This window comes from Streptomyces shenzhenensis (assembly GCF_021462265.1).
In the GTDB taxonomy this organism is placed as follows: Bacteria; Actinomycetota; Actinomycetes; order Streptomycetales; family Streptomycetaceae; genus Streptomyces; species Streptomyces shenzhenensis.
The window spans coordinates 1-21,094 of the sequence record NZ_JAJONF010000066.1 but is presented as its reverse complement, the minus strand read 5'-3'; the positions used below and the strand labels follow the sequence as shown (position 1 = coordinate 21,094).

At 68.0% G+C, this 21,094-nt stretch carries 17 protein-coding genes, 1 tRNA gene and 4 pseudogenes; 11 read left to right on the top strand and 11 right to left on the bottom strand.

What is annotated here, in order from left to right:
• Positions 1 to 73: 73 nt before the first annotated feature.
• Entirely contained in the window at positions 74 to 2,857 is a 2,784-nt protein-coding gene (locus tag LQ326_RS43435; protein WP_268208309.1) for a helix-turn-helix transcriptional regulator, read from the bottom strand.
• Positions 2,858 to 3,602: 745 nt separating this feature from the next.
• Here LQ326_RS43435 and LQ326_RS43430 point away from each other — a divergent pair.
• Positions 3,603 to 4,373, top strand: coding sequence for an IclR family transcriptional regulator (locus LQ326_RS43430; protein WP_234544603.1), 771 nt, complete (start codon positions 3,603 to 3,605; stop codon positions 4,371 to 4,373).
• A 33-nt stretch (positions 4,374 to 4,406) separates the two neighbouring features.
• Here the strand turns inward: LQ326_RS43430 and LQ326_RS43425 are convergent.
• Positions 4,407 to 4,752, bottom strand: a pseudogene (locus tag LQ326_RS43425) (hypothetical protein); the annotation flags it as partial.
• 224 nt (positions 4,753 to 4,976) lie between these two features.
• Here LQ326_RS43425 and LQ326_RS48985 point away from each other — a divergent pair.
• A pseudogene (locus LQ326_RS48985) lies at positions 4,977 to 5,138 on the top strand (peptidase E); the annotation flags it as partial.
• A 252-nt stretch (positions 5,139 to 5,390) separates the two neighbouring features.
• Positions 5,391 to 5,618 (top strand): hypothetical protein, encoded by a 228-nt coding sequence (locus LQ326_RS43415; protein WP_234544602.1) that lies wholly within the window; start codon positions 5,391 to 5,393, stop codon positions 5,616 to 5,618.
• A gap of 116 nt (positions 5,619 to 5,734) precedes the next feature.
• Here the strand turns inward: LQ326_RS43415 and LQ326_RS43410 are convergent, their stop codons facing one another.
• The 3 genes and pseudogenes from LQ326_RS43410 to LQ326_RS43400 form a co-directional block, all read right to left on the bottom strand.
• Positions 5,735 to 5,935, bottom strand: a complete 201-nt coding sequence (locus tag LQ326_RS43410) for a YozE family protein (protein ID WP_234544601.1) — start codon at positions 5,933 to 5,935, stop codon at positions 5,735 to 5,737.
• A 118-nt stretch (positions 5,936 to 6,053) separates the two neighbouring features.
• Complete coding sequence (locus LQ326_RS43405) at positions 6,054 to 6,440, bottom strand: VOC family protein (RefSeq protein ID WP_234544600.1); 387 nt, start codon at positions 6,438 to 6,440, stop codon at positions 6,054 to 6,056.
• Between the two features lie 94 nt (positions 6,441 to 6,534).
• Positions 6,535 to 6,759 (bottom strand): annotated as a pseudogene (locus tag LQ326_RS43400) (IS256 family transposase); the annotation flags it as partial.
• A gap of 185 nt (positions 6,760 to 6,944) precedes the next feature.
• Between LQ326_RS43400 and LQ326_RS43395 the strand changes: the two are divergent.
• Complete coding sequence (locus LQ326_RS43395; RefSeq protein WP_234544599.1) at positions 6,945 to 7,820, top strand: IS5 family transposase; 876 nt, start codon at positions 6,945 to 6,947, stop codon at positions 7,818 to 7,820.
• Between the two features lie 65 nt (positions 7,821 to 7,885).
• Here LQ326_RS43395 and kilB read toward each other — a convergent pair whose 3' ends face one another.
• Positions 7,886 to 8,353, bottom strand: a complete 468-nt coding sequence (gene kilB / locus LQ326_RS43390) for a plasmid transfer protein KilB (RefSeq protein WP_234544598.1) — start codon at positions 8,351 to 8,353, stop codon at positions 7,886 to 7,888.
• 369 nt (positions 8,354 to 8,722) lie between these two features.
• Between kilB and LQ326_RS43385 the strand changes: the two genes are divergently transcribed.
• The gene (locus LQ326_RS43385) at positions 8,723 to 9,400 is read left to right on the top strand and encodes a DUF429 domain-containing protein (RefSeq protein ID WP_234544597.1); all 678 of its coding nucleotides are present in this window, start codon (positions 8,723 to 8,725) and stop codon (positions 9,398 to 9,400) included.
• Positions 9,401 to 9,448: 48 nt separating this feature from the next.
• Positions 9,449 to 10,597 carry a PD-(D/E)XK nuclease family protein gene (locus LQ326_RS43380; protein ID WP_234544596.1) on the top strand — a complete coding sequence of 383 codons (1,149 nt, stop codon included), beginning with the start codon at positions 9,449 to 9,451 and terminating at the stop codon, positions 10,595 to 10,597.
• A 312-nt stretch (positions 10,598 to 10,909) separates the two neighbouring features.
• Here the strand turns inward: LQ326_RS43380 and LQ326_RS43375 are convergent, their stop codons facing one another.
• Both LQ326_RS43375 and LQ326_RS43370 read right to left on the bottom strand, forming a co-directional pair.
• Positions 10,910 to 12,100: a sensor histidine kinase gene (locus LQ326_RS43375; RefSeq protein ID WP_234544595.1), complete on the bottom strand. Its 1,191-nt coding sequence runs from the start codon at positions 12,098 to 12,100 to the stop codon at positions 10,910 to 10,912.
• Complete coding sequence (locus tag LQ326_RS43370) at positions 12,091 to 12,753, bottom strand: response regulator transcription factor (RefSeq protein ID WP_234544594.1); 663 nt, start codon at positions 12,751 to 12,753, stop codon at positions 12,091 to 12,093. The genes LQ326_RS43375 and LQ326_RS43370 overlap by 10 nt, the downstream gene beginning before the upstream one ends.
• Before the next feature lie 202 nt (positions 12,754 to 12,955).
• Between LQ326_RS43370 and LQ326_RS43365 the strand changes: the two genes are divergently transcribed.
• From LQ326_RS43365 to LQ326_RS43355, 3 genes are read left to right on the top strand one after another with little or no spacing between them, the layout of a single operon-like run.
• A complete protein-coding gene (locus LQ326_RS43365; RefSeq protein WP_234544593.1) occupies positions 12,956 to 14,242 on the top strand; it encodes an ABC transporter permease in 1,287 nt (428 codons plus the stop codon).
• A gap of 54 nt (positions 14,243 to 14,296) precedes the next feature.
• The gene (locus tag LQ326_RS43360) at positions 14,297 to 15,682 is read left to right on the top strand and encodes an ABC transporter permease (RefSeq protein WP_234544592.1); all 1,386 of its coding nucleotides are present in this window, start codon (positions 14,297 to 14,299) and stop codon (positions 15,680 to 15,682) included.
• Positions 15,683 to 15,688: 6 nt separating this feature from the next.
• Positions 15,689 to 16,393, top strand: coding sequence for an ABC transporter ATP-binding protein (locus tag LQ326_RS43355; RefSeq protein WP_234544591.1), 705 nt, complete (start codon positions 15,689 to 15,691; stop codon positions 16,391 to 16,393).
• Between the two features lie 1,146 nt (positions 16,394 to 17,539).
• On the opposite strand, the gene LQ326_RS43350 is transcribed toward LQ326_RS43355, so the two are convergent.
• Positions 17,540 to 18,112, bottom strand: coding sequence for a Fic/DOC family protein (locus LQ326_RS43350; RefSeq protein ID WP_234544590.1), 573 nt, complete (start codon positions 18,110 to 18,112; stop codon positions 17,540 to 17,542).
• Positions 18,109 to 18,459, bottom strand: coding sequence for an antitoxin VbhA family protein (locus LQ326_RS43345; protein ID WP_234544589.1), 351 nt, complete (start codon positions 18,457 to 18,459; stop codon positions 18,109 to 18,111). The genes LQ326_RS43350 and LQ326_RS43345 overlap by 4 nt, the downstream gene beginning before the upstream one ends.
• Positions 18,460 to 18,831: 372 nt before the next feature.
• Between LQ326_RS43345 and LQ326_RS43340 the strand changes: the two are divergent.
• A pseudogene (locus LQ326_RS43340) lies at positions 18,832 to 19,314 on the top strand (tyrosine-type recombinase/integrase); the annotation flags it as partial.
• Positions 19,315 to 19,489: 175 nt separating this feature from the next.
• The gene (locus LQ326_RS43335; RefSeq protein ID WP_234544612.1) at positions 19,490 to 19,948 is read left to right on the top strand and encodes a DUF2199 domain-containing protein; all 459 of its coding nucleotides are present in this window, start codon (positions 19,490 to 19,492) and stop codon (positions 19,946 to 19,948) included.
• Positions 19,949 to 20,170: 222 nt separating this feature from the next.
• Here the strand turns inward: LQ326_RS43335 and LQ326_RS43330 are convergent.
• Positions 20,171 to 20,249 (bottom strand) — tRNA-OTHER (locus LQ326_RS43330).
• Positions 20,250 to 21,094: the final 845 nt, after the last annotated feature.

The window sequence follows — 21,094 nt, the reverse complement described above, 5'->3', positions numbered from 1 at the left end:
GTACCGAGCCGGTCACGCGGTGGCCGAGGCACGGTGGGCGGGGCGCGGTGGGCGGGGCTGTGCCGGCCGCGTTCTACTCGTCCAGGTCGGCGAGCGCGTCGCGGAGGGCCGCCCGGGAGGAGACACCGAGCTTCGGAAAAATCTGGTACAGGTGCGCACCGATGGTCCGATGGGAGAGATAGAGCCGCTCGGCGATCTGCTTGTTGCTCAGGCCGGACGCGGCCAGCTCCGCGATCTGCCGCTCCTGGGGCGTGAGCACCTGACGCTCCGCGGTGACGGTTCTCGGCATGGTCCATCCCGAGGCGCGCAGCTCTTTGGACGCGCGTTCCATCCAAGGACGGGCCTTGAGCAGGGTGAAGGCATCGTTGGCCTGACTCAACGGCCCTCGGCAGTCCGAGTTCGCCCGTGCTCGCCGCAGTCTTTCACCATAGGCGAGCCGCACCCGGGCAAGATCGAACGGCCACCGCTCGACGCCCGGTACCGCCAGAGCCTCGTCGAACAGCCGGATCGCGTCCTCGTCCTCCTCGGCACACAGCGCGGCCGAGCCGCCGGCGAGCAGGGCGAGCCGGGGTGAGAGCGCCGCCATGTCGATGTCCCGCATCGCGCGCACATGAGCGGCCGCCTCTTCCCGGCGGCCGGTACGCACCGCCGCTTCGACGAGGTCCATCGCCACCCACAGGGCGTGCGGGACATGGGAGGCGAAGGTGCCCGGGGAGCTGACGGCCACGGCCTGCTGGTAGGCGCCCTCGAAGTCCCCCCGCCCGATGCCCGCGACGGTGCGCACGTGCCGGGCGTAGTGCAGGGCCGTCCCGACGCCCCGCGGTGTCGCGAACCGGGTGATCCGGTCGGCGAGACGATCGGCCTGGCCGTCGTCGCCGCGCACGGCGGCGACGACGGCCAGGCAGTACCAGAAGTACCAGGTGAAGAACCGGTACCCCGAGTCCTCGCACAACCGCAGTCCCTCAGCGGCCAGTTCTTCGCACTCGTCCCACCTGCCACTCAGATAGTCACCCAGGCACAGGTGCATCAGCGCCCCGAGCGTTCTTCGCGCGGGGCCCCCGTCCCGTCCCTGCCGGACGACTCTCCAAGAAGACTCACGGAGGTCCGCCAACCGGTCCACGTAGAGCGACGCGGTCCCGATCCGCACGATTCGGGCGGGGTCGGTTTCGTGGGGAAGGCCGTCCAGGATGGGCCCCAACTGCTCCAGGGCGGCGGCTCCCGAGCGAGCCGGGTCCGAGAAGGTCTTGCCGGCCGCGGACAGCAGCGGAGGCGGCTCCGGACGCAAGCGGGCGAGCGCGGCGTAGAAGGGAGGCCACAGTTCCGCCCGGCCGCCGTAGAAGCACAGGAGCAGCAGCAGGTGGAACGCCTCGATGAGAGCGGGGTCCTGGGCGTCGTAGCGGTGTGCGCCGGACTCGATCGCGCTCACGAGCAGGTGGTGGGCGGTGTCGATGTCCCCGCCGCCGTTGATGGTCAGGTAGACGGCGGCAGCGGCGGAATGCAGGGAGTCCACCAGATCCGGATCTGCCCGGCGCGCATGGGCGAGCAGATCCGACACGCCGAGCAGGTCCCCGGTGGCGTCGGCCCCGATGTAAGCGGCCTCGGTGAGCCTGCGGGCCCGGTCCGCGCCGCGGGGGCTGAGGTCGGCGCTCCGTTTCAGAGCTGCCACGGCGCCGCTGGCGTTGCCGCGGGCGGAGATGAGGCGAGCGGCCCGTTCGAGCAGGGTGGCCACGTCCTCGTCCGGCTCGACGCACGCCTCCCCCAGATGCCAGGCGCGGCGTTCGGGCTGGTCCAACAGAACCTGGGCAAGGGCTCTGTGAGCCGCACGGCGCTGGGCCGTGGTGCAGGCCTCCACGACCGCCGAGCGGATCAGGGGATGCCGGAAGACGAGCCGTCTGGTGCCCTCGTCGAAGTGCACCAGCCTGTCGTGCTCGGCGGGGGCGAGGGCTTCGATACCGCCGTCGTACCCGGCCTCCCGCGCCGACGCCTGGAGAAGACCGAGATCACCGGTTCCGTCCAGGGTCGCGAGCAGCAACAGCCCCCGCGAGGCATCGGGAAGGGCGGAGACCCGCGAGACGAACAGTGCCTGCAGCCGCTGGCTGAGCGGCAGCAGGGACGGAAGGCCCTCCGAGGCCACGAGTTGCGGCCCGCTGAGCGCGGTCGGCAACTCGAGCAGTGCCAGCGGGTTGCCCTCGGCCGCGACCAGGATCCGGTCCCGTACTCGCTCGGCGAGGTCGGGAAACCGCGCGTCGAGCAGTTCCCTCGACGCGGTCCCGTCCAGCGGCGGAATCTCGTATTCGGGCAGCCCGACGCGGTTGAAGAGCGTGTGGCTCCCCGACCGCATGGCGCCCAGGAAACCGACCCGGCTTCCCTCCAGCCTGCGCGCGACGAAGCCGAGGACTCCGGCGCTGGCGCGGTCCAGCCACGGCAGGTCGTCGATGACGAGGAGCAGTCGGGTGTCGGTGGCCACCTGACGCAGGAGCAACATGGTCGCGCTGGACACGACAAGGCGGTCCGGCGGTGGTCCGTTGTCGAAGCCGAGCGCCACGCGCAGGGCTCCGCTGTGCACGTCGTCGAGCTCGCCGAAGAACTCGGCGAGGGGGAAGAGGAGCTGGTTGAGCCCGGAGTAGCTCACGTCGGCCTCGAATTCGACTCCGGCGGCACGCACGACTCGCGTCCCTGCCGATGCCGCTGCTTCCGCCGCAGCGTCGAGCAGAGCTGTTTTACCCACTCCGGCTTGTCCGGAAAGCAGGAGAGCGCCACCGCGATGGGTGGTGGCGAGAAAGTCATGGATTTCTTTGACTTGCCGCGCGCGCCCCACCAGGGAATGGGCGGAGTTGTCTTCGGAAAGGTCCTTCAACGGTCACGCTCCAGTCAACCGTCCGTACTGTGCGCAAGCCCCACGAAGCCCGGCTCTGCTTGGAAATCGAAATTTTGACCGCCCGGATCGTACCTCCGGATCGCCGGGCGGCAAAAAACTTTCACCTGATGAAAGTCGGGCTCGACTTCCCTCGGGCGCGGAGTCCATGTGGCCGGAGCGAGGCCGGTGGTGATGACGGCGGCCCGCGCTCCTGGCACGGGCGAGGGCCGTACCGGCCGGCGGTCAGGGATACTCGCTCGCGAAACGGTCCGCATTCCGGAAGGAGCGCGTCCGCTCGGCGCGAAGCAGGGAAAGCGGCCACTGCCATTTCACCCGTGGGGTCCGTCCTCGTGGTCGAACCGGATCGAGATCTGGTTCTGGATCACCACCCGGCGGTCTCCACCAGGGCACGTGCGTGAGCGTCAACGTCCTGGTCAACCGGTCCCGCGACTACATCGACTCCCGGGACGAGAAGGCGAAGCCCCTCACCGGGACCGCCGCCGCCGACTAGATCCTGGTCAAGATCAGACTCGCCCGGACCCGCGTGCAGGAACCCGTCAGTAACAGCACGCAATAGCGCAATCATGATCAGGGAACACCGGCCCGGACCAAGCAGCAATATTGATGGTAAGATGCGATTTCCGCGCCTCCTGCGAATCTCATCCGTCCCGCCGGGACTTGCGTCGATTTCGGGTTTCGGTTGAGCAATCGGAAAGAATGCAAACACGCGCGAAGGGTGGAGAGGATGTCTGGCGAGAACAGCATGTCGGTGACGGGCAAAGTCCTGGCCCTGCTGGAAGCTTTTTCGCACGAAACTCCCGCACTGACGCTGACCGAGTTGTCGCGGCGGACGGGGCTCTCGCTTCCCACCGTGCATCGCCGGGCCGCCGAACTCGTCGCCTGGGGAGCCCTTGAGCGCGGCCACGACCGCCGGTACAGAGTGGGTCTGCGACTGTGGGAGGTGGCCGCCCTTTCTCCGCGTGGCCATGGTATTCGGGATATCGCTCTCCCGTTCATTCAGAATCTGCACGACGCGACGAAGCAACAGCACGTCCATCTTTCTGTGCGGAACCACCTGGACGTCGTCATCCTGGAACGTCTCAGCGCGCCACGAGCTCCCCAGGTCATCAGCCGCGCAGGCGGACGCTTCGGCACCTTCGCCACGGGCGCGGGCCTGGTGCTGCTCGCCCATGCCCCCGCCGACGTACGCGAGGAATACCTGAGGGGCCCGTTGCCCCGCTACAGCGAGAACACCGTCACGGACGCCGGCCGCATCCGATCGATTCTGGCCGCCGTCCGCAGGCAGGGCTACTCCTCAAGCGATCGAATGATGGGCCCTGACATCCATTGCGTAGGCGCGCCGGTTCACGGGCCGGACGGCTCCGTGGTGGCAGCTGTTTCCATCTGCTTCCGAGCCGGCACCCAATCCTTCCAGGACGTCGCCCCTTCCGTCCGCGCGACCGCCCGCAGCATCTCCCGAGCTTTCGCCGTTCCTTTCCCGCGAGGCAGCGAATAGCTCGGCGCGGAAAGCCGGCACAACTCTCGCGCCGCTCGGGACCGGTCGGCGACCGGGCAACGGGTGGTAGGGCAGGCCGAAGGCGGTCAGTTCCTCCGGCGTCGCACGCCGGCACCACTCCGCCGCCGGTGGTGATCGAGTCATGGTCCGTCGCAGTCATGGCGCAGACCACCAGGCCGTCCGGCGCAGCGAGGAGATCCGGTAACGCACCCGGCAAGCCCCTCATGGGCCGGTGACCGAATCGAACTCGGCTACCAGGCAACGGCCTTGAACCGCGCGAGAGCCTCACCGACAGCCTCATCGAGGGCCTCCAGGCGCAGGGTGCGCGAGGCACGGGAGCAGCGACAGGGAATGACGGACGGAGGGACGAACACGGCAACTTCGTGGAGCGTGGATCGTGGAGCGCAGAGAACCCCGTGATCCCCAGGTGGCGTGTTCATCTGCTTCCGGGGCCCGCCGCGCTCGACCACTCCAAGCCGGGAGGGCCGACTTGCCCCCTGGTGAGGGGCGGTCGTGAGGCCTGCTCGGCTCTGCGGCGGGTGCGTTGCCTGAGCCCGCAGGGCCTGGTCATGGCCATGGCCGACTCGCCCGACGGAGCTACTGCTGACGTCGAGCGGCCTGCGTAACGAGACCCTGCGAGATGCCCTGCGGGACATGCTGGGAAAGCCGTTCCGGTCGGGGGACCTCGCGTAAGTTCCCACGGTGTCCGTGGCCGAGCGCGGAGACCATGGGTGGCTCCTCGCTGGAAGAAGACGGCGATACGGCCCAGTGCCGGGGCAGCCGACGTTTGCCTTCTGTAGGCTCTCGTTGCCGAACGGGAGGTTCGACTTGGGTACTCGTCCACACAGGGTCTGGCCGGTCGCCGCACTCGTCGTGGGAGTCCTGAGTGCTTGCGATCCGGCGACCATGGATCCCACGGACCCAGCCAACTTCAGCTCCGTCGCCTTCGTCAATGACACCGTCTCCCCAGCTGTCCTGTTCGAGTGCGGTGACAGCCGTGGACGTGACTGCCATGACATGAGCGGTCGACTCACCCCCGGAGAACGCAGCGACCAGCAGGTGTACTGGGGGGCTGGTCTCGATCCCTGGCAAGTTCGCGACACCCGGGGACAGATCGTCGGCTGGCTGCTCGTGAGCACACCGCGCCGTGAATCCGGAGCCGTCTACTACCTCGGCGATGCCGAGTCCAAGCCCGGCAAGCCGACGACTCCGCGCGTCTTGCCGCACCCCGACCCGACGCAGTAATTCGGTTCCCCGCGCCCCGCTGGCCCGCCCGCAGGCCGACGACGAATGGCTACCTGAGGTGGCCGACAGGGCGAACGCGCCTGACGCGGCACTGGCCGTGGCGGGGCGGACCGCCCTCACTTGTCCTGAGCGGCTTTGTATTGCTCGTATTGAGCCCAGGCACGTTCGAGCGCCTCTACGGTCGCCGAAACGGCCCCGCGCTCGTCAAGATAGGTGCGCTGGCCCGGCAGACCCTTGCGTGAGGGCCAGTCGGGATCGCGCGAGACGTCCCGGGCGAGATCGCCAATGGCGCTGTCTTGATCGGTGTGGGTCTTCAACCCTTTCGGCACTCGGCGCTGTCGACGTGGCTCAGTGCCGGAGTGAATCCGCCGAAGTCGCCGAGAGTAATTGCCAATTCCTGTGGATCAGTTGAATTCGATCATGTCCTGACCCTGGTCACGAGCGCATGACGCAGAACTCGTTGCCATCGGGGTCCTGCATCGTGATCCAGTCCTCGTGCTCGGCCTGAACCGTTGCCCCGAGTGTGCATAGCCGCTTGACCTCTGCGGCTGCATCGGTCGTGCTCAGGTCGAAATGGACTCGGTTTTTGGCCCGCTTGTCCTCTGGTACCAGCTGAAAGAAGATGCGCGGCAGCCTGCCGGCCCTGTCAACGAGCAGGACGGTGGGGTCATCCTCCGGGTCGTTGACGCCCAAGGAGCGCAGCCGGGTCAGCTCCTCCTCGTCGTATGGCGCGATTTCGTAATCATCCAGGGCCTGCGCCCAGAATCGGGCGGACGACGCCGGATGAGGGCTGTCGAAGACGATGTCCTTGATGGATGCCACAGGACTCCCTTCAGGAACGGATGATGTCAGCGAGGTGATTCGAGCGTCTCAGGTGAGTAATTGGCAGCAAGAACTGTAGAACAGTTGATGTGGCTCAAGCCGCACTGAGCTCGGGTCGCTCGACGAGTTGTCCGCGTTCGAAACGGGCTCCGGCGCGGACGAGGGCGACCAGGTGGGGTGCGTTCACGGCCCGCCACCGTTGCTGGGCGGACTCGACGAGTTTGAAGACCATCGCTACGGCGGCGGTGCGGGAGTCGGCCCCGCGGGTGACCTTTGTGCGTAGGCGGACGGTGGCGAAGGTGGACTCGATGGGGTTGGTACCAGGTACGAAAGTCGTGGGCGCCGTTGTCCGTGTCCTGGTGACTGGGCCTCGGCCTGGTTGTACGGTGCGACCGTCAGGACAAGGGGTGCCCCGGGGAATCAGCATGGGCAGGCCGATCTTGAACGATGGGCTGCGAGCCCGCCTTGGGACTGGGATCAGAATGATGTGTTCCTCGTTCGGGAATGACGGTCCGTCAGCCCTTGTTGTCGCCTGCCGAACGGGAGGTGGGTGCCGCCGACACACGTGGTGGGCGCAAGCCATGGGAGATCGAGGATGGGCTCTGGGAGCGAGTCGAACCGCTGCTGCCGGTGGTCGAGCAGCGTTTCCGGTATCCGGGACGTCGGCGGTTCGATGACCGGCAGGTGCTGTGCGGGATCCTCTTCGTGCTGTACACGGGCGTCCCGTGGCGGTACCTGCCACAGGAACTCGGCTTCGGCTCGGGCATGACGTGCTGGCGACGGTTGCGCGACTGGAACCAGGCCGGTGGGTGGCAGCGCCTGCACGAGTTGCTGCTCGCCGAACTGCGGACGGCCGGCCTGCTCGATTTCTCCCGCGCCGCCGTCGACTCCAGCTACATCAGGGCGATGAAGGGCGGCCCGGCCACCGGCCGCTCCCAGGTGGACCGGGGCAAGACCGGCAGCAAGCACCACGTGCTCGTCGAAGCGCACGGCATCCCGCTGGCCGCGACGCTGACCGGCGGGAACCGCAACGACGGCACCCAGCTGATCCCGCTCATCCAGGCCGTCCCGCCGATCCGCGGCAAGCGCGGCCGGCCCCTGCGCCGTCCCCAGCGCATCTACGCCGACCGCGGCTATGACCACGACGTTTACCGTGACCGGGTCCGTCGGCTTGAGATCACCCCGGTCATCGCCCGGCGCGGCACCGGGCACGGCTCCGGCCTCGGTGTTCACCGCTGGGTGGTGGAAGACACGATCGCGCTGCTGCGCTGGTTCCGCCGCCTACGCATCCGCTGGGAGATCCGCGACGACATCCACCAGGCCCTCGTGACCCTCGGCTGCGCCATCATCTGCTGGCGACGACTGAAGACCCCATTCTGATCCCAGTCCTAAAAGGGCTGGTCAGGCTGGAGAGGGGCTCCGGAGAGATCCGGGGCCCCTCGGCGTTACTGCACGTCCGATGAGGCGAGCTTGACGAACCGCTCCAGAACTTCTCGCGCCTGTGCACCGAGGTCACTCAGCTCCGTTTTGTCGGCTGCCTTGTGCAAGGCGGATGTCAGGGCGTAGGCGTCTTGTGCGGTATCGATCAATGCCCGCGCGCTTGCTATGAGCTGGACCCGGAACAACGCGTGGAGGGCGATCCCGCGGAGTCGGTAAGCCTCCGTGCGAGCTTCGATGAAAGCGGGACCGTCCGGATCCTCGCTCCTGCGGTGCCAGCGGTCCTGCTGCCCGCGCCGGAACTCTGTCAGTGCTCCGGCGAAATCGCTGTAGACGTTCATCCGGTCCGAGCGGAGTTGTTGCTGAGACGCGAACAACTGGTCCCGGGCAGACGCGTTGCGCTGAAACGCGTAGGTGAGGGCGGAGCCCAACAACGTTCCTGCAATGGCGATTAAGGCTGAGATGACACCATCCACGGCAGTATGAGATCACAAGATCGTTTGCATGCCCAGGTCCATAATGAGCCTTGCTCGGGACCTTCGAAACGGTGTCTGGCCTGCGAAGAGAGCCTTCAAGATCATTACGTCGTCATTACTGTAGGCACCTCATCCAAGGTGCCCCCGGCGGGGGACACGGGGCATGGGAACAGGGAAAACCGGCGGTCGGGGGCGGGCTGCTGGTGATCCGGACCGTCGTCCGGCTGAACCGGTAGGGCGTTGGCAGCGGCCGCAGGTGCGAGTCCCCGCAGGGCACAGACAGATGAGAACGGCGGCGGGCGGCGGTTTCTGGGACCGTGAGTGCTGCTACGTTGCGGCTCGGGCTTGTGCGTGAGGGGGTGGAGTGGGATGGACGTCCTTGGGGTCGACGCCTGCGGTAAGCAGGGGTGGGTCGGGATCAGGCTCACGGACGGCGCGTACGCGGGCAGCCTGGTGGATCTCCGGCTCGACAGGCTGATCAAGCGTGCGGCCGAGGTGGATGCGATCGCGGTGGACATGCCGTTGGGCCTGGTCGAGAAGGGCTGGCGTGGCGCGGATATCGCGGCCAGGGCGCTGCTCGGGGTGCGGCGCAGCAGCGTTTTCCCCATAGCGCCACGGACGGCGTGGCAGGAGCCGGACTACAGGGCGGCCGCGGACCGGTGTCAGGAACTCACCGGCAATCGGCTGAGCCAGCAGGCGTGGGCGCTGAGACCGAAGCTGCTTGAGGCGCGGGCGTGTTGGCTCGCCGATGAGCGGATCCACGAGGTGCACCCCGAGGTGTCCTTCTGTGCCTTGGCCGGCGGAGTGCCGCTGGCTTACGCCAAGAAGACCTGGCGCGGCCAGAACCTGCGCCGGTCCCTGCTGGCCGAGGCCGGTCTCGTACTCCCGGACGAGATGGGCGAGGCGGACCGCGTTCCCGTGGACGATGTGCTCGACGCCGCTGTCGCGGCCTGGTCGGCCCACCGGATCGCGCTCGGAACGGCGAACCGGGTCCCTGAGGTGCCCGAGCCGGATGCAGAAGGGCGCCTCGTCGAGATTCGATACTGATCAAGCCATCAAGTATCGAATGAGTTCGCGGGGCACTGAGGAGGCAGGGTGCTGGACGACTCGTTCGCCCGGCTCGCGACATTGGCGGATTCGCTGACCGGCGATGTGATGTTCGCGATGTCCAGAGGCAGCAAGGAGCTGTTCCACAGCGACACCCTCGCCTGGTACCTCGATCGACATCCAGTCGCCGGCGAGGCATTGCTGGACGCCTGGCAGGTACCCCGCACCGGCCCGGCGCGCGAGGCGCGGGTACGCCGGGAGTGGCGCAACCTTGACCTGGTCGTGGAGTATCCCGGGCGCAGCCCGCTGGTGATCGAGAACAAGGTGTTCTCGCTCCCGGACACCGGCCAGTTGAACGCGTACGCGGCGGGCAGGCTCCACGGCCTGGACCATCCCGTCCTGGTACTGCTCAGCCTGGTCGCTCCCGGCTGGCCGGACGGCTCATGGCCGACCCCGAACGGTCTGACCTGGCGTTACCGCAGCTACCAGGACCTGTGTGCTGCGCTGCGGCCCTGTCTGTCCGATCTCCGGCGAGCGGACCGGTTCGGCGCCGACGTGTTCGAGCACTGGCTCGACTTGATCGACAAGCTCGTGCGACTGGCCGCCGAGGTCGGCGCCCCCGCGGGGGTGGAACCGTTGCTGCTGCCAGAAGAAGCGGTCGCGATCCTCAAGAGCGCTCGACTGGACGCGACCGTGCAGAAGATGCGTTGCCTGCACGTCTCGAGCCTCATCCGGGCAGAGCTGGCGCGGGAGATCGAGGAGGACGGGGTCATCGTGCGGACGGCGATGAGCCGGGGGCAGGGCATCGTGGAGATGTTCACCGCGGAGACGACCCCCTGCTTCGGCTGGCAGATCCAGGAAGGCCAGTTCCGGCTGGTCTACCTGACCGGCCCTGGCCCCGCCCACGGCCCCGGCCAGACACGGCGGGCGGCCCGCGAACAGGAGGCCCGCACCTACGGCGACTACTTCTGCTTCGACCGGGCCCGCACCCTGCTGGGCGACACAGGTCCCGAGCGACCTGCAGCCGCCCCGAATGCTCCATTGCCCTTCAACGGGTTCGCGCCCGGCTTCGTCTACCGGAGCATCCCCGCGCCGGACCTGACGATCGAGCAGGTCGTCCGGCTCGGTGTCAGCTATGCGCGGCGGGCGTTGACGTGGCACGCGGACGCGTGGGGCAAGGGATACGGGCGCGGCTGAGCGCCGAGTGACAGGGATGACGGACTTCCGGTCTCTGCTGAACCTCTTGCCGGAGGTGGCGGGATGCTCGCGCTGTCGCCGATACAGCAGTAGACGATGAAGCCCTCGTCCAGGCGTGGGGTCGACCGGCTGGATCGCCGGCCCCGGTACGGGGCGGACATGAGCCATGCCGAATGGGTCCTGGTGCCGGATCTGCTGCCGGTTCCGGCCCGGTCGGCCGGTCCATCCGCCGCTCCGGCAGACTGCCGCTCCGGCGGATGGACCGGCCGGCGGTTCTGGGCAGGCGGGCGGTGACGAGTACCGCCACGGCGCTCAAGGGAAGCGCAGGGTGAGAGCGAGTCCACCCTCGGGGCCGGGTCGCGCCGTCAGCGTGGCGTGGTGTGCCTCGGCGATGGAGGCGGCGATGGACAGCCCCAAGCCGTGACCGGTGGTGGCGGTGCGGTCCGCGTCGAGGCGTCGGAAGGGCTCGAACAGGTCGGGGATCCGTTCGGCGGGCACGTGGGAGCCGGTGTTGGTCACCGTGACGGTCGCGGCATCGAGTCGTACGCGGACACTGCCGCCACGGTGGTTGTACTGGATGGCGTTGCGGATCAGGTTCGTCAGCAGGTGACGCAGCAGGACGGGGTCCCCGGGAACGACTGGCCGGGTGTCGGCGCCGACGTCGATGTGCACGCCGTTCCGGACTGCCTGCGGGGCGAGTTCGGCGGTCACGAGCCGGACGGCTTCCGCGAGATCCACGCTCTCGGTCTCGTCCGGTCCGCGGTCGCTCCGGGCGAGCAGCAGGAGCGCGTTGATCAGTTGTTCGGCTTCGCGGTTGGTGGTGAGCAGGTCCTCGCGAACATCGACGAGGCTCTCGGGGAGGGGATCGGCGAGGCCGACCTGGAGGGTGGCGCGCTGGGCGGCCAGGGGCGTCTTGAGCTCGTGGGAGGCGTTGGCGACGAAGCGGCGTTGGCTCTCGAAGGCCTTCTCCAGCCGGTCGAGCATGGTGTCGAAGGTGTCGGCGAGGCTGCGCAGCTCGTCGGCGGGGCCGGTGAGCGCCAGGCGATGGTGCAGGTTCTGTTCGCTGATACGGCGGGCGGCTTCGGTCACGGAGGCGACGGGACGCAGTGCCCATCCCGCGAGCCACCAGCCCAGCAGTCCGGCCAGTAATGCCATGACGAGGAGGCCGACTGCGGACCAGAGCACCATCTGGCGCAGCGCGGTGTCTTGTACGGCCTGCACGGTCTGGTCGATCTTCTTGATCATGACACCGTCGCTCGGGGCCTGAGAGGAGCCATCCGGCCGAGCGGGGCGCATGGGTTGGAAGGGCGTCGCATGACTGCTCAGCGCATCGCCGTACGTGATCGACAGCCCCTGGACCTGCTGATCCGTTCCGTAGCGCGCGAGCAGCACCACGAAGGCGAGCAGGGCGATGCCGGCGAGCAGGAAGAGCCCGGAGAAGGCAGCGGCCAGGCGACCGCGGAAGGGCAGCCTGCTCAGCAGGGCTCGCGGGTTCAGTCGCACAGCCGGTATCCCTCTCCCGTGTCGGCGGCGATCAGACCCGCGTCGCCGAGTTTGCCGCGCAACCGGCTGACGGTGGCGCGGACCGCGCTGGTGCGCGGGTCGAGGTGCTCGTCCCAGACGGTGCGGACCAGCTCGCCGTGCGCCACCGGCGTGCCACCGGCCACAAGCAGCAGGTGCAGGACCGCGAACTCCTTCGGAGTCAGCTCCAGCGGACGGCCGTCCACGGACGCTTCGCGCCGCGCCTTGTCCAGGGCGATGCCCCCGAAGCGCAGCACGGCGGGGGGCGGCTTCGGCGCGCGACGGCTCAAGGCGCGTACGCGGGCGACGAGCTCGGCGAAGTCGAAGGGCTTGGCGAGGTAGTCGTCCGCGCCGAGCGTGGTGAGGCCGTAGATCTTGTCGGTGAGTTCGCCGGCCGCGGTCAGCATGAGGATCCGCGGCGGGTCCTGGAGTTCCCGCAGCCGCCCGCACACCTCGTCGCCGGTCATGACTGGCAGATCGCGGTCGAGGATCAGCACGTCGTAGGCGGTGAGCAGACACATCCGCTCGGCCGCGTCGCCGGTGGCGGCGACGTCGACGGCCATCGCCTGGCGGCGCAGACCGGTGGCGATGGTGCGGGCGAGAACACGGTGGTCCTCGGCTACCAGAACTCTCATGTCCTCATGAAACCAAGATCACGATTGCAGCCGGATAAGGACGTATCGAGCGGTGTGCTCCGTGCCGGCCCGCGCGGTATCGGACCGGCCGGTGAAGACGCCCGGGTCGAAGTCTGCGCCCGCGACCAGGACCGGGGCCGGCCCTTATGCCGCTGTAACACGCTTATCCTGCTGCAAGCGGCAAGCTGCTTTTGTCTGCGGCATGAACTTCGTCAAGCGCGCCGGGATGAGCCTTGGTGCCAGAAAGTCCAAGACCGCCGTCTTGCTGGCGATCTTCGTCGTCATCTGCACCCTGCTCCTCGGCGGCTTCCTGTTGCAGGCCGCCGCCGCCCGCCAGGAAGCCGACGCGCAACGCACCATCGGCGTCGACGTCACGGTCAGGAAGAAGGGCCTCACCGCGGCCCTGGCCGACCGGCTCGGCGCCTCCGACCTGGTGCACCGCTACAACCCGGAGCTTCCGGTGCGGGCCGGCGCGCGTGGCTTCACACCGCTGACATCGAACGCACCGAAGGCGGGCGGCACCGGAGCCGGGAAGCACAAACGCGGAGCGGAAAAGGATCCTCTGGCTGTGAACGGCGTCCGCGACTCGGGCATGCTGCTGCCCTTCTCGTACGGCTCGACGAAGATCATGGCGGGCCGCGGCATCACCCCCGCGGACGCGGGCCACGACGTCGCGGTGATCGAACAGCGCCTGGCCGAGAAGAACCACGTCAAGGCGGGCGACACCGTCCAGGTGCGGTCTGAGGACGGCAAACGCACGGTACCGCTCACGGTCGTCGGCATCTTCCAGGACCCGACACAGGATCCGACCGGGTGGACGCGGCCGCACGAACTGCCCGGCAACACGCTGTACGTACCGGTGGGCACCGCGCAGCAGCTCGGTACCGGCACCGCGACGGTCAGCGAGGCCGTGTTCAAGATCGGCTCACCGGACCGGGCCGAGCAGCTGCACGCCGAGGCCGAACGGCTCCTGGGCAAGGGCAGCTTCGACTTCCGGGTCAACGACAAGGCGTACCGGGATCAGGTCCGCCCGATCCAGCGGGTCGGCACGTTCGCGGGCCTGATCGTCTGGGTGATCGCCCTGGCCGGGGCGCTGATCCTCGGTCTCATCGTGGCGCTGCAGATCCGCGAGCGGCGCGCCGAGCTCGGGGTGCTGCTCGCGATGGGCGAGAAGAAGTGGAAGCTCGTCAGCCAGCACGCCGTGGAGGTGGCGGCCGTGGCTCTGCCCGCCGTTGCGCTTGCCGCTCTGGCCGGCTCCCTCGCCGGAGAGCACGCGGGCGACGCGCTCCTCGGCCGCCAGGCCGGCAAGCCGGTCGCGGCGGCCGGGGCGCGGGACGCCGAGATCGCCCCGGCCGCGGTACGGGTCGAGGCGGCCACCGTCGGCAAGGTCACCGGCATCGGGCTCGGCATCTCCCTGGTCTCCACCGTCGTCCCGGGCATCGGGATCCTCCGCCTGCACCCCCGCTCGATCCTCGCCGACACCGAATAGCCGGGCCACTCACCGCACTTCCATCCACCGACAGGGACCGAGAGAGCGATACCCATGAACTTCGTCAAACGCGCTGGGCTGAGTCTGTGGGCCCGCAAGGGCCGCACCCTGATCACCTTCGCCACCTTCCTCGTCATCTCCGTGATGGTGCTGGCGGGCGTCCTGATCAACGACGCGACGGCCCAGGCCGAGCAGGAGGCCAAGCGCTCCGTGGGCGCCGAGGTCAACATGGAGATGGACATGCACCAACTGGGCAGTGGCGGTGGCATGCAGGCCCCGAGCATCGACGCCGCGACCGTCGACAAGCTCGGTGCGCTGCCCCAGGTGCAGAAGTACACCTACTCGATGTGGGACCGCGCCATCCTCAAGGGCAAGTACAAGCTGGTCGACGGCGGGCCGAAGATCCAGTCCATGGGGCCCGGCGGCACCTCGGCCACGGGCGTGCTCGACTCCTCGCTGCTGCCCGACTTCCGCAGCGGCAAGTTCACCCTCCTGTCCGGCAGGCACCTCGCAGCCGCCGACAAGGACAAGAAGCAACTCCTGATCGAGGAGCGGCTGGCCAGGAAGAACGGTCTCAAGGTCGGCGACAGGATCACCCTGACCGGCAACGACGAGAAGACGACGGCCGACTTCACCGTGGCCGGCATCTACCGCGACCCGCGCCCCAGCACCGAACCCGAACCCGAGAATTTCCTGAGCCCGGCCAACCTGCTGTACGGCACCGTCGGCGGCATCTCCGCACTCGAGTCCGGAGGCAAAAAGGGGACGCTGCAGGTCGGCAAGGCAACCTTCCTCCTCCAGGACGCCGACGAACAGAGCGCGTTCGAGGACAAGGCGAAGCAGGTCGCGGGCTCGGCGCTCGACGGCTTCGAGCTGGACGCCAACGACAAGGCCGTCCAGCAGATGACGGGCCCGCTCAAGAGCATCCGCTCCACGGCCACCGTCGCCATGTGGCTGATGGGCATCGCCGGCGCGGCCGTCCTGGCCCTTCTGGTCAACCTCGCGGTCAAGCAGCGCCGCAAGGAGTACGGCGTCCTGCTGGCCATGGGCGAGAAGAAGAGCAGGCTCATCACCCAGCAGGCCCTGGAAATCGTCGTGGTCGCCGCCATCGCCATCGGCGTGAGCTCACTCTTCGCCCCGGACCTGACCCAGAGCGCCGGCCAGTCACTGCTCGGCAGGGAAGCCTCCGCCGCTGAGAAGAAGCTGAACTCCTGGCAGCCTCCGGCTCCCGGCAGCACCGGACTCGATCAGGGCATCGACCCGAACGACAAGCCCGTGGAGAACGCCGACCCCATCGACAGGATCACGGTCGCGCTCGATCCGGCGGACCTCGCCACCGTCGGCGGCGTCGGCCTCGGCATCGGACTGCTCGCCACCGCCATCCCGGCCGGCGCCGTGCTGCGCCTGAGCCCCCGCACCATCCTCACGAAGGGCAAGTGACCCGCCATGACCAGCCTCACCGCCGCCCCGCCCGTCCTGCGCCTCACCGACGTCAGCCACACCTACTCCGGCCAGCGCCACAGGACCACCGTGCTCAAGAGCATCGACTACACCTTCGAACGCAGCACCTTCTACACCATCCTGGGCCCCTCCGGCAGCGGCAAGACCACCCTGCTCAGCCTCGCCAGCGGCCTCGACACCCCCACCAAGGGCACCATCAGCTTCGACGGCCGGAACCTCACCGAACTCGGCCTCGGCCGCTACCGCAACAAGCACGCCGCCACGATCTTCCAGCAGTACAACCTCCTCACCTACATGACCGCCCTCCAGAACGTCACCTGCGCCATGGAGATCACCGGCACCAAACCCGCCACCGGCAGCCGCAAGACCCGCGCCCTGCACCTGCTGGAAAAGCTCGGCCTCGACAAGTCGACGGCCACCCGCAACGTGATGCAGCTCTCCGGCGGCCAGCAGCAGCGTGTCGCCATCGCCCGCGCCCTCGCCTGCGACGTCGACATCCTCTTCGCCGACGAACCCACCGGAAACCTCGACGAGGACACCGCCCAGGGCATCATCGACACCTTCCGTGAACTCGCCCACGAACAGGGAAAATGCGTGGTCGTCGTCACCCACTCCCAGCTGCTGGCCGCCCAGTCCGACCGCATCCTCCACCTGCGCAAGGGCAAGCTCACGGAACAGGTGAACGCCTGACGAAGACACGCGGACTGCCGGCAGCAGCCCCTCCGTTACCCGCCCACGCCCCGACCGCCTGCGAGAGCAGCTCAAGCGACCCCACGGGCGCCGAAGACACCGCAGGAACAGTCCTGCGGCAATGAGCAGGCCGAGAACAGGCAGGCGCCCGACCTGCCGGACGACTGGCTCGAGACCATGCACGAGTACACGGACGGCCCAGGGCTTCACCGCCTCCACCCACTGGCGGTGCCCTGCTCCCTCTTCACGACCCGGACAGCCGAACGCGAGCGGCAGCGGGAGCCGACTCTGGCCGGACAGATACGTCGGCATGGGTGTGCGACTTCAGTACATAAAGCTGGATTATTCACTCGATATCCGACCGTGGAAAGTCGCGAAGGTCAATCGGAAAGCGCGCCCGTACCAACTGCGATGGGTCGTAGGCGGGAAGGTGAGCAGCGCGAGGTTCGCCACGTCCCGACGGGCTGCCACCGGGCGAGGCGGACTTCCCGCTGCCCACATCAGCGCCGCCGATCTTGTTGTTATCGGATCGACGTCCTCGGCAGAGTCGACTCCCTGGCCGCCGTCGAGGCACAAGCCGGTGGCGCGAGCTGGTCCCGCGGGATGCCGGGGTTCATCGGACGTCGACGGGCGGATGGGCATCCGACGGCTCCTCAGGGCTGAGCGGCGCACCTCAGAGTCGGCGCCGCCTGGCGCTGTTCGGAATGCGGACGCTGGATCTGGTCGCGCTCGGTTCTGATGCCGGAGCTGTCATCGGGGCGACCTGCCGTTTCAGGCGCAGGTCGGTGCACTCCCATACCTCACCCATCACGCCGTGACCGATCGACGTGTACAACTCGTAGCGATCGGCTACGCGCTCTCCCCGAGACATCCGGGGCCTCCCCAAGCTCGTACGTCCACGTGACATGACAGCGTGTAATCGTTTGGTGACAATCCCAGGGCGGCTGAACGAGTTGACTGTCGCGAAGCCGGAGAGAGTCTGCGGTCAGCCCACGGGGTGGGCCGCGTATGGCATGGCCAGAGGGCGCCCTTGACCAGGATGAGGGCTGCTCGGCTTGGTGTATCCGCGTGGCCAGGGAACCGGCGCACTCCATTTCGGCTTGACTCGCGCCGGGCGCCGCGCCTGCCGGTCGTGAGACGGAGGCGTCACCCCGTGGTGGTGATGAGCTCGTCGAGTACCTGCTCCAGCAGGCTGTTGTCGCCGAGGAAACTCTTCACAGAGGCGTCCTCGTTGCGCTGGGGGTCCAAACCCGACCAGTTCAGCTCGTATCCCGCGTCGGCGCTCAGCTGGGCCAGGAACGCCCGCTGGGCACGGCCGTTGCCCTCGCGGAACGGGTGGAGGACGTTCATGTCGCCGTACAGCTCGGCCAGTCGGATGACGAATTCCTGCCGGGGGAGATCCCGCAGATGACCGGAGGAGGCGAGACGGCCGAAGACCTCGTCGGCGTAGGTCACCAGGTTTCTCGCCGGGCAGAACGGTGTGCGCTTGGCGATGTTCACAGTGCGTAACTCGCCTGCCCACGGATAGATGTCGCCGAAGATCGCGGCATGGAACGCCTGGAGATGGCCGAGGTCGTACGCACCGGGCAGGGGGCGTTCGGCGAGCATGACGAGGCGCGCCCGGGTGATGTCCGCCTCCGCTGCCGCGAGCAGTTGATGGTCGGTGATGCCGAGCTTGTTGCGCAGCACGCCGTTGGGCATGGCGTACGGATCGTTCACCCTGCCGGCCGCTCCGAAGTCTGTCGGTGGCGGGCGATCGCGCGGGCGACAAGGGTGTCCGCGTCGAGGTCGCCCTTTACGTACGCCTCGGTGTCGCGGTCGGACGCCTCCGAGGCCTGGAGCCCCTCGGCCTCGATAGAGCCGGTGGCCGAGGCGACGGCCGCACGTCGTGCCGCTCGGCCGCTCAGCGCCTCGAAGGCCTCGACGGACAGGAGGACGCCCTGCGGCTTGCGGTGGGCGCCGATCAGGACCGGATCGGCATCCGCGCCGGACTCCGACAGGTCGGTCAGAATCCGCGACAGTCTCGCGCGCGCGTCGCTGACGGTCACGACCTCGGGGATCTCCATGCTGTCACCGTACCCATATAGAGTCATGATCCTGTACAGATTCTAGTACGGATTCCGGTGGGATACCGTCAGACCCGCCCGCCCGCCGGCCCCGGCCTGCCGCCGCATCCGCTGAACGAGATGCCTCAGACCTTCCGCCCCGGGGACTCGTACGACGCACGCGGTGGGCTGGTGACGTACATCGCGGGACCTCCTCAGCCCCTGGGACGGAGAGCCGGAGGAGCTGCCGCACCGGTCGGCGGGGCCGCGCGACCGGTATCTCGTGGGCATGCTCGGGCCCCCGCCCGAACGGTGGCGACGACGCCCGTCGGGTGGCCCGCACTGCCGCCCAGAGCGGCGACGACGAACCCGGCAGTGACGACGGGCAGGCCGGAGACTCGTCCGACGGCGGGCAAGGCGTGGGCGGCCTCCGGAGAAGCCCACGATCGGCGCTGTTTCAAGCAGCGAGCCCAAGGTGAGGTGCGCATCGTCCCGATTCCGCATCCGCTGGTCCGGCTGCTTCGTGAGCATCTGAAGGAGTTCGGTACGGCGAAGGACGGCCGGCTGTTCTCCAGCGAGCGGGGAAACGTGATCGCCGCCTCGTCGTACTCCCGCGCCTGGAAACAGGCTCGGGAACTGGCGCTCGTCCCCGATCAGGTCTCCTCGGTGCTGGCCTTCCGGCCGTACGACCTCCGGCATGCGGGTGTGTCCCAGTGGCTCAACTCCGGCGTTCCGGCACCGGAGGTCGCCGCCCGCGCTGGCCACTCGGTCGATGTCCTTCTGAAGATCTACGCCAAGTGCATCGACGGCCAGGAGCAGGAGATGAACGACCGGATCATGCAGGGTCTGGGGGAGGGGGACGACCTCACGGACTGACACAACGACATGACCGCCGAATGGGAGCCCCGGACTGCATAGAGTCCGGGGCTTTGGCCTGTCCACCTGTGGGCGGCCAATCGCCTGTGATGGTCGGCTGGCTAACCTCCCGGCCATGGCGAACGATCTTGGCTTCACGTGTTCATGCTGCGGGGAGTTCCACGCGGAAATTCCGATGAGCTACTCGACCATGGCCCCTGATGTCTGGCACCCGAGCTTCGCGGACGATCCCGACAGCATGCTCTCTTCGGACCAGTGCGTTATTAAAGGCCGGCACTACTTCATCAGGGGCCTGATCGAGATACCGGTGATCGGCGGGGAAGACCTCTTCTCATGGGGCGTCTGGGTCTCCCTGAGCCGTAACAGCTTCGCCCGAGCCCTGGACATGTGGAACACCCCCGGCCGCGAAGCTGAGGAGCCGTACTTCGGCTGGCTCACCACCGAGCTGAAGCTGTACTCACCCAGCACGCTCAACCTGAAGACGCACGCCCACACCCGTCCGGTCGGTCAACGTCCCTTCATCGCGCTGGAACCCACCGACCATCCTCTCGCCGTCGAGCAGCGCACCGGCATCACGCAGGACCGCATACGCGAGATCGCGGAGGCTGTCCTTCATCCCGGCGACAACGCTTGATCCGAGTCGTGTGACCGGTGCGCCCTGGGCCCACAGGACTACCCTGAGGGGTGCGCGTAACGCCCGCTGACCTGCCGCGAAGCCCTCCAAGATCAACACGCTATTACAACGTGATCCCTGGCAAACGGCTGCTTCCGGCGGCATCCGCCTGCACAAACAACAAGACCCCGCACTCAGCAAACACGCTGATGGCGGGGTCTTTGGGCACCTCATGCAAGGTGCCCCCGGCAGGATTCGAACCTGCGCACACGGCTCCGGAGGCCGTCCGATTCCCGCGTGTTTTCCCAGGTCAGCGCCTTACCTGACAGATTGCCAGGCCCGCCGTCCCGTGCATGTCCCGCGAGAATGAAATAACCCATTCGCGCGTGTTGTCCGGGTCATTTCCTGTCGCGGCCGATCCATGCACCATGACGTAGATCACGGCTTCTCGGGCAAGCGTAGGGGCATATGGTGCGCCCCTCAATCGAACAGTGAGGCTGTCCGGAGCGTGCGGCCAGGCCAAGCGGGCCAGCTGTACGCCGGGGGCAGTGGGGTGCTCCCGGCATGGTGTCGGGGGCGATGGTGGCTGGCGGGCGTGTCTCGCCGCCTCTTGTCCGGATGCCCTGAGGGCATGCGTCCGTGCTGAGCTTCCGGGCCGAGGCGGGAGGCCCGTCGCTGAGGCGGTGGCGTAGTGGCGACCGCGTGCCGGCCTCCGCGGTGATCGGAGTTGTCTGGAAGGCCGGCACCTCACTAGCCTCGACAGCGAACAGGCAAGCAAGAGTGCTGGGGGTGGCGGCCGTGGACCGCCGGGTGAAGGTCGGCGAGCACACACCGGGGCCAAAATGGCGTCGGTCTCCCGGAGTCAGTGGAAGCGCTCGGCGTGGAGGCTGCGGTCCTCTTGTTAAATCCCTGGGGGCGGACCACGGAATGAGCCGATCGCGTCCTGGAGGTGGGTGCGGCAGCCCTGTCCGCCTGCTTGTGATTGCAGGCGGTAGTCGTATGGAGTTGCGAGGTTGAGTTTCGGTTGCGGCCTTTCGATGTGCGGGCAGGGGGTGGCGGTGGACTGTCAATGATGCGAGGGATCGCCGGTTTGGCCAACCGGCGATCCCGGGCTATTTTGCGCTGCCTGAAGCGGCGAGCGCGGGAGAATAGCTGGTCGCGTAGGGC

What these genes read in the sequence shown, in the direction of transcription:
- LQ326_RS43430 (WP_234544603.1), top strand. Translation starts at nt 3,603, where the DNA reads ATGTCTGGCGAGAACAGCATGTCGGTGACGGGCAAAGTCCTGGCCCTG.
- LQ326_RS43415 (WP_234544602.1), top strand. Translation starts at nt 5,391, where the DNA reads ATGAGCGGTCGACTCACCCCCGGAGAACGCAGCGACCAGCAGGTGTAC.
- LQ326_RS43395 (WP_234544599.1), top strand. Translation starts at nt 6,945, where the DNA reads ATGACGGTCCGTCAGCCCTTGTTGTCGCCTGCCGAACGGGAGGTGGGT.
- LQ326_RS43385 (WP_234544597.1), top strand. Translation starts at nt 8,723, where the DNA reads ATGGACGTCCTTGGGGTCGACGCCTGCGGTAAGCAGGGGTGGGTCGGG.
- LQ326_RS43370 (WP_234544594.1), bottom strand. Translation starts at nt 12,753, where the DNA reads ATGAGAGTTCTGGTAGCCGAGGACCACCGTGTTCTCGCCCGCACCATC.
- LQ326_RS43365 (WP_234544593.1), top strand. Translation starts at nt 12,956, where the DNA reads ATGAACTTCGTCAAGCGCGCCGGGATGAGCCTTGGTGCCAGAAAGTCC.
- LQ326_RS43360 (WP_234544592.1), top strand. Translation starts at nt 14,297, where the DNA reads ATGAACTTCGTCAAACGCGCTGGGCTGAGTCTGTGGGCCCGCAAGGGC.
- LQ326_RS43355 (WP_234544591.1), top strand. Translation starts at nt 15,689, where the DNA reads ATGACCAGCCTCACCGCCGCCCCGCCCGTCCTGCGCCTCACCGACGTC.
- LQ326_RS43345 (WP_234544589.1), bottom strand. Translation starts at nt 18,459, where the DNA reads ATGGAGATCCCCGAGGTCGTGACCGTCAGCGACGCGCGCGCGAGACTG.
- LQ326_RS43335 (WP_234544612.1), top strand. Translation starts at nt 19,490, where the DNA reads ATGAGCTACTCGACCATGGCCCCTGATGTCTGGCACCCGAGCTTCGCG.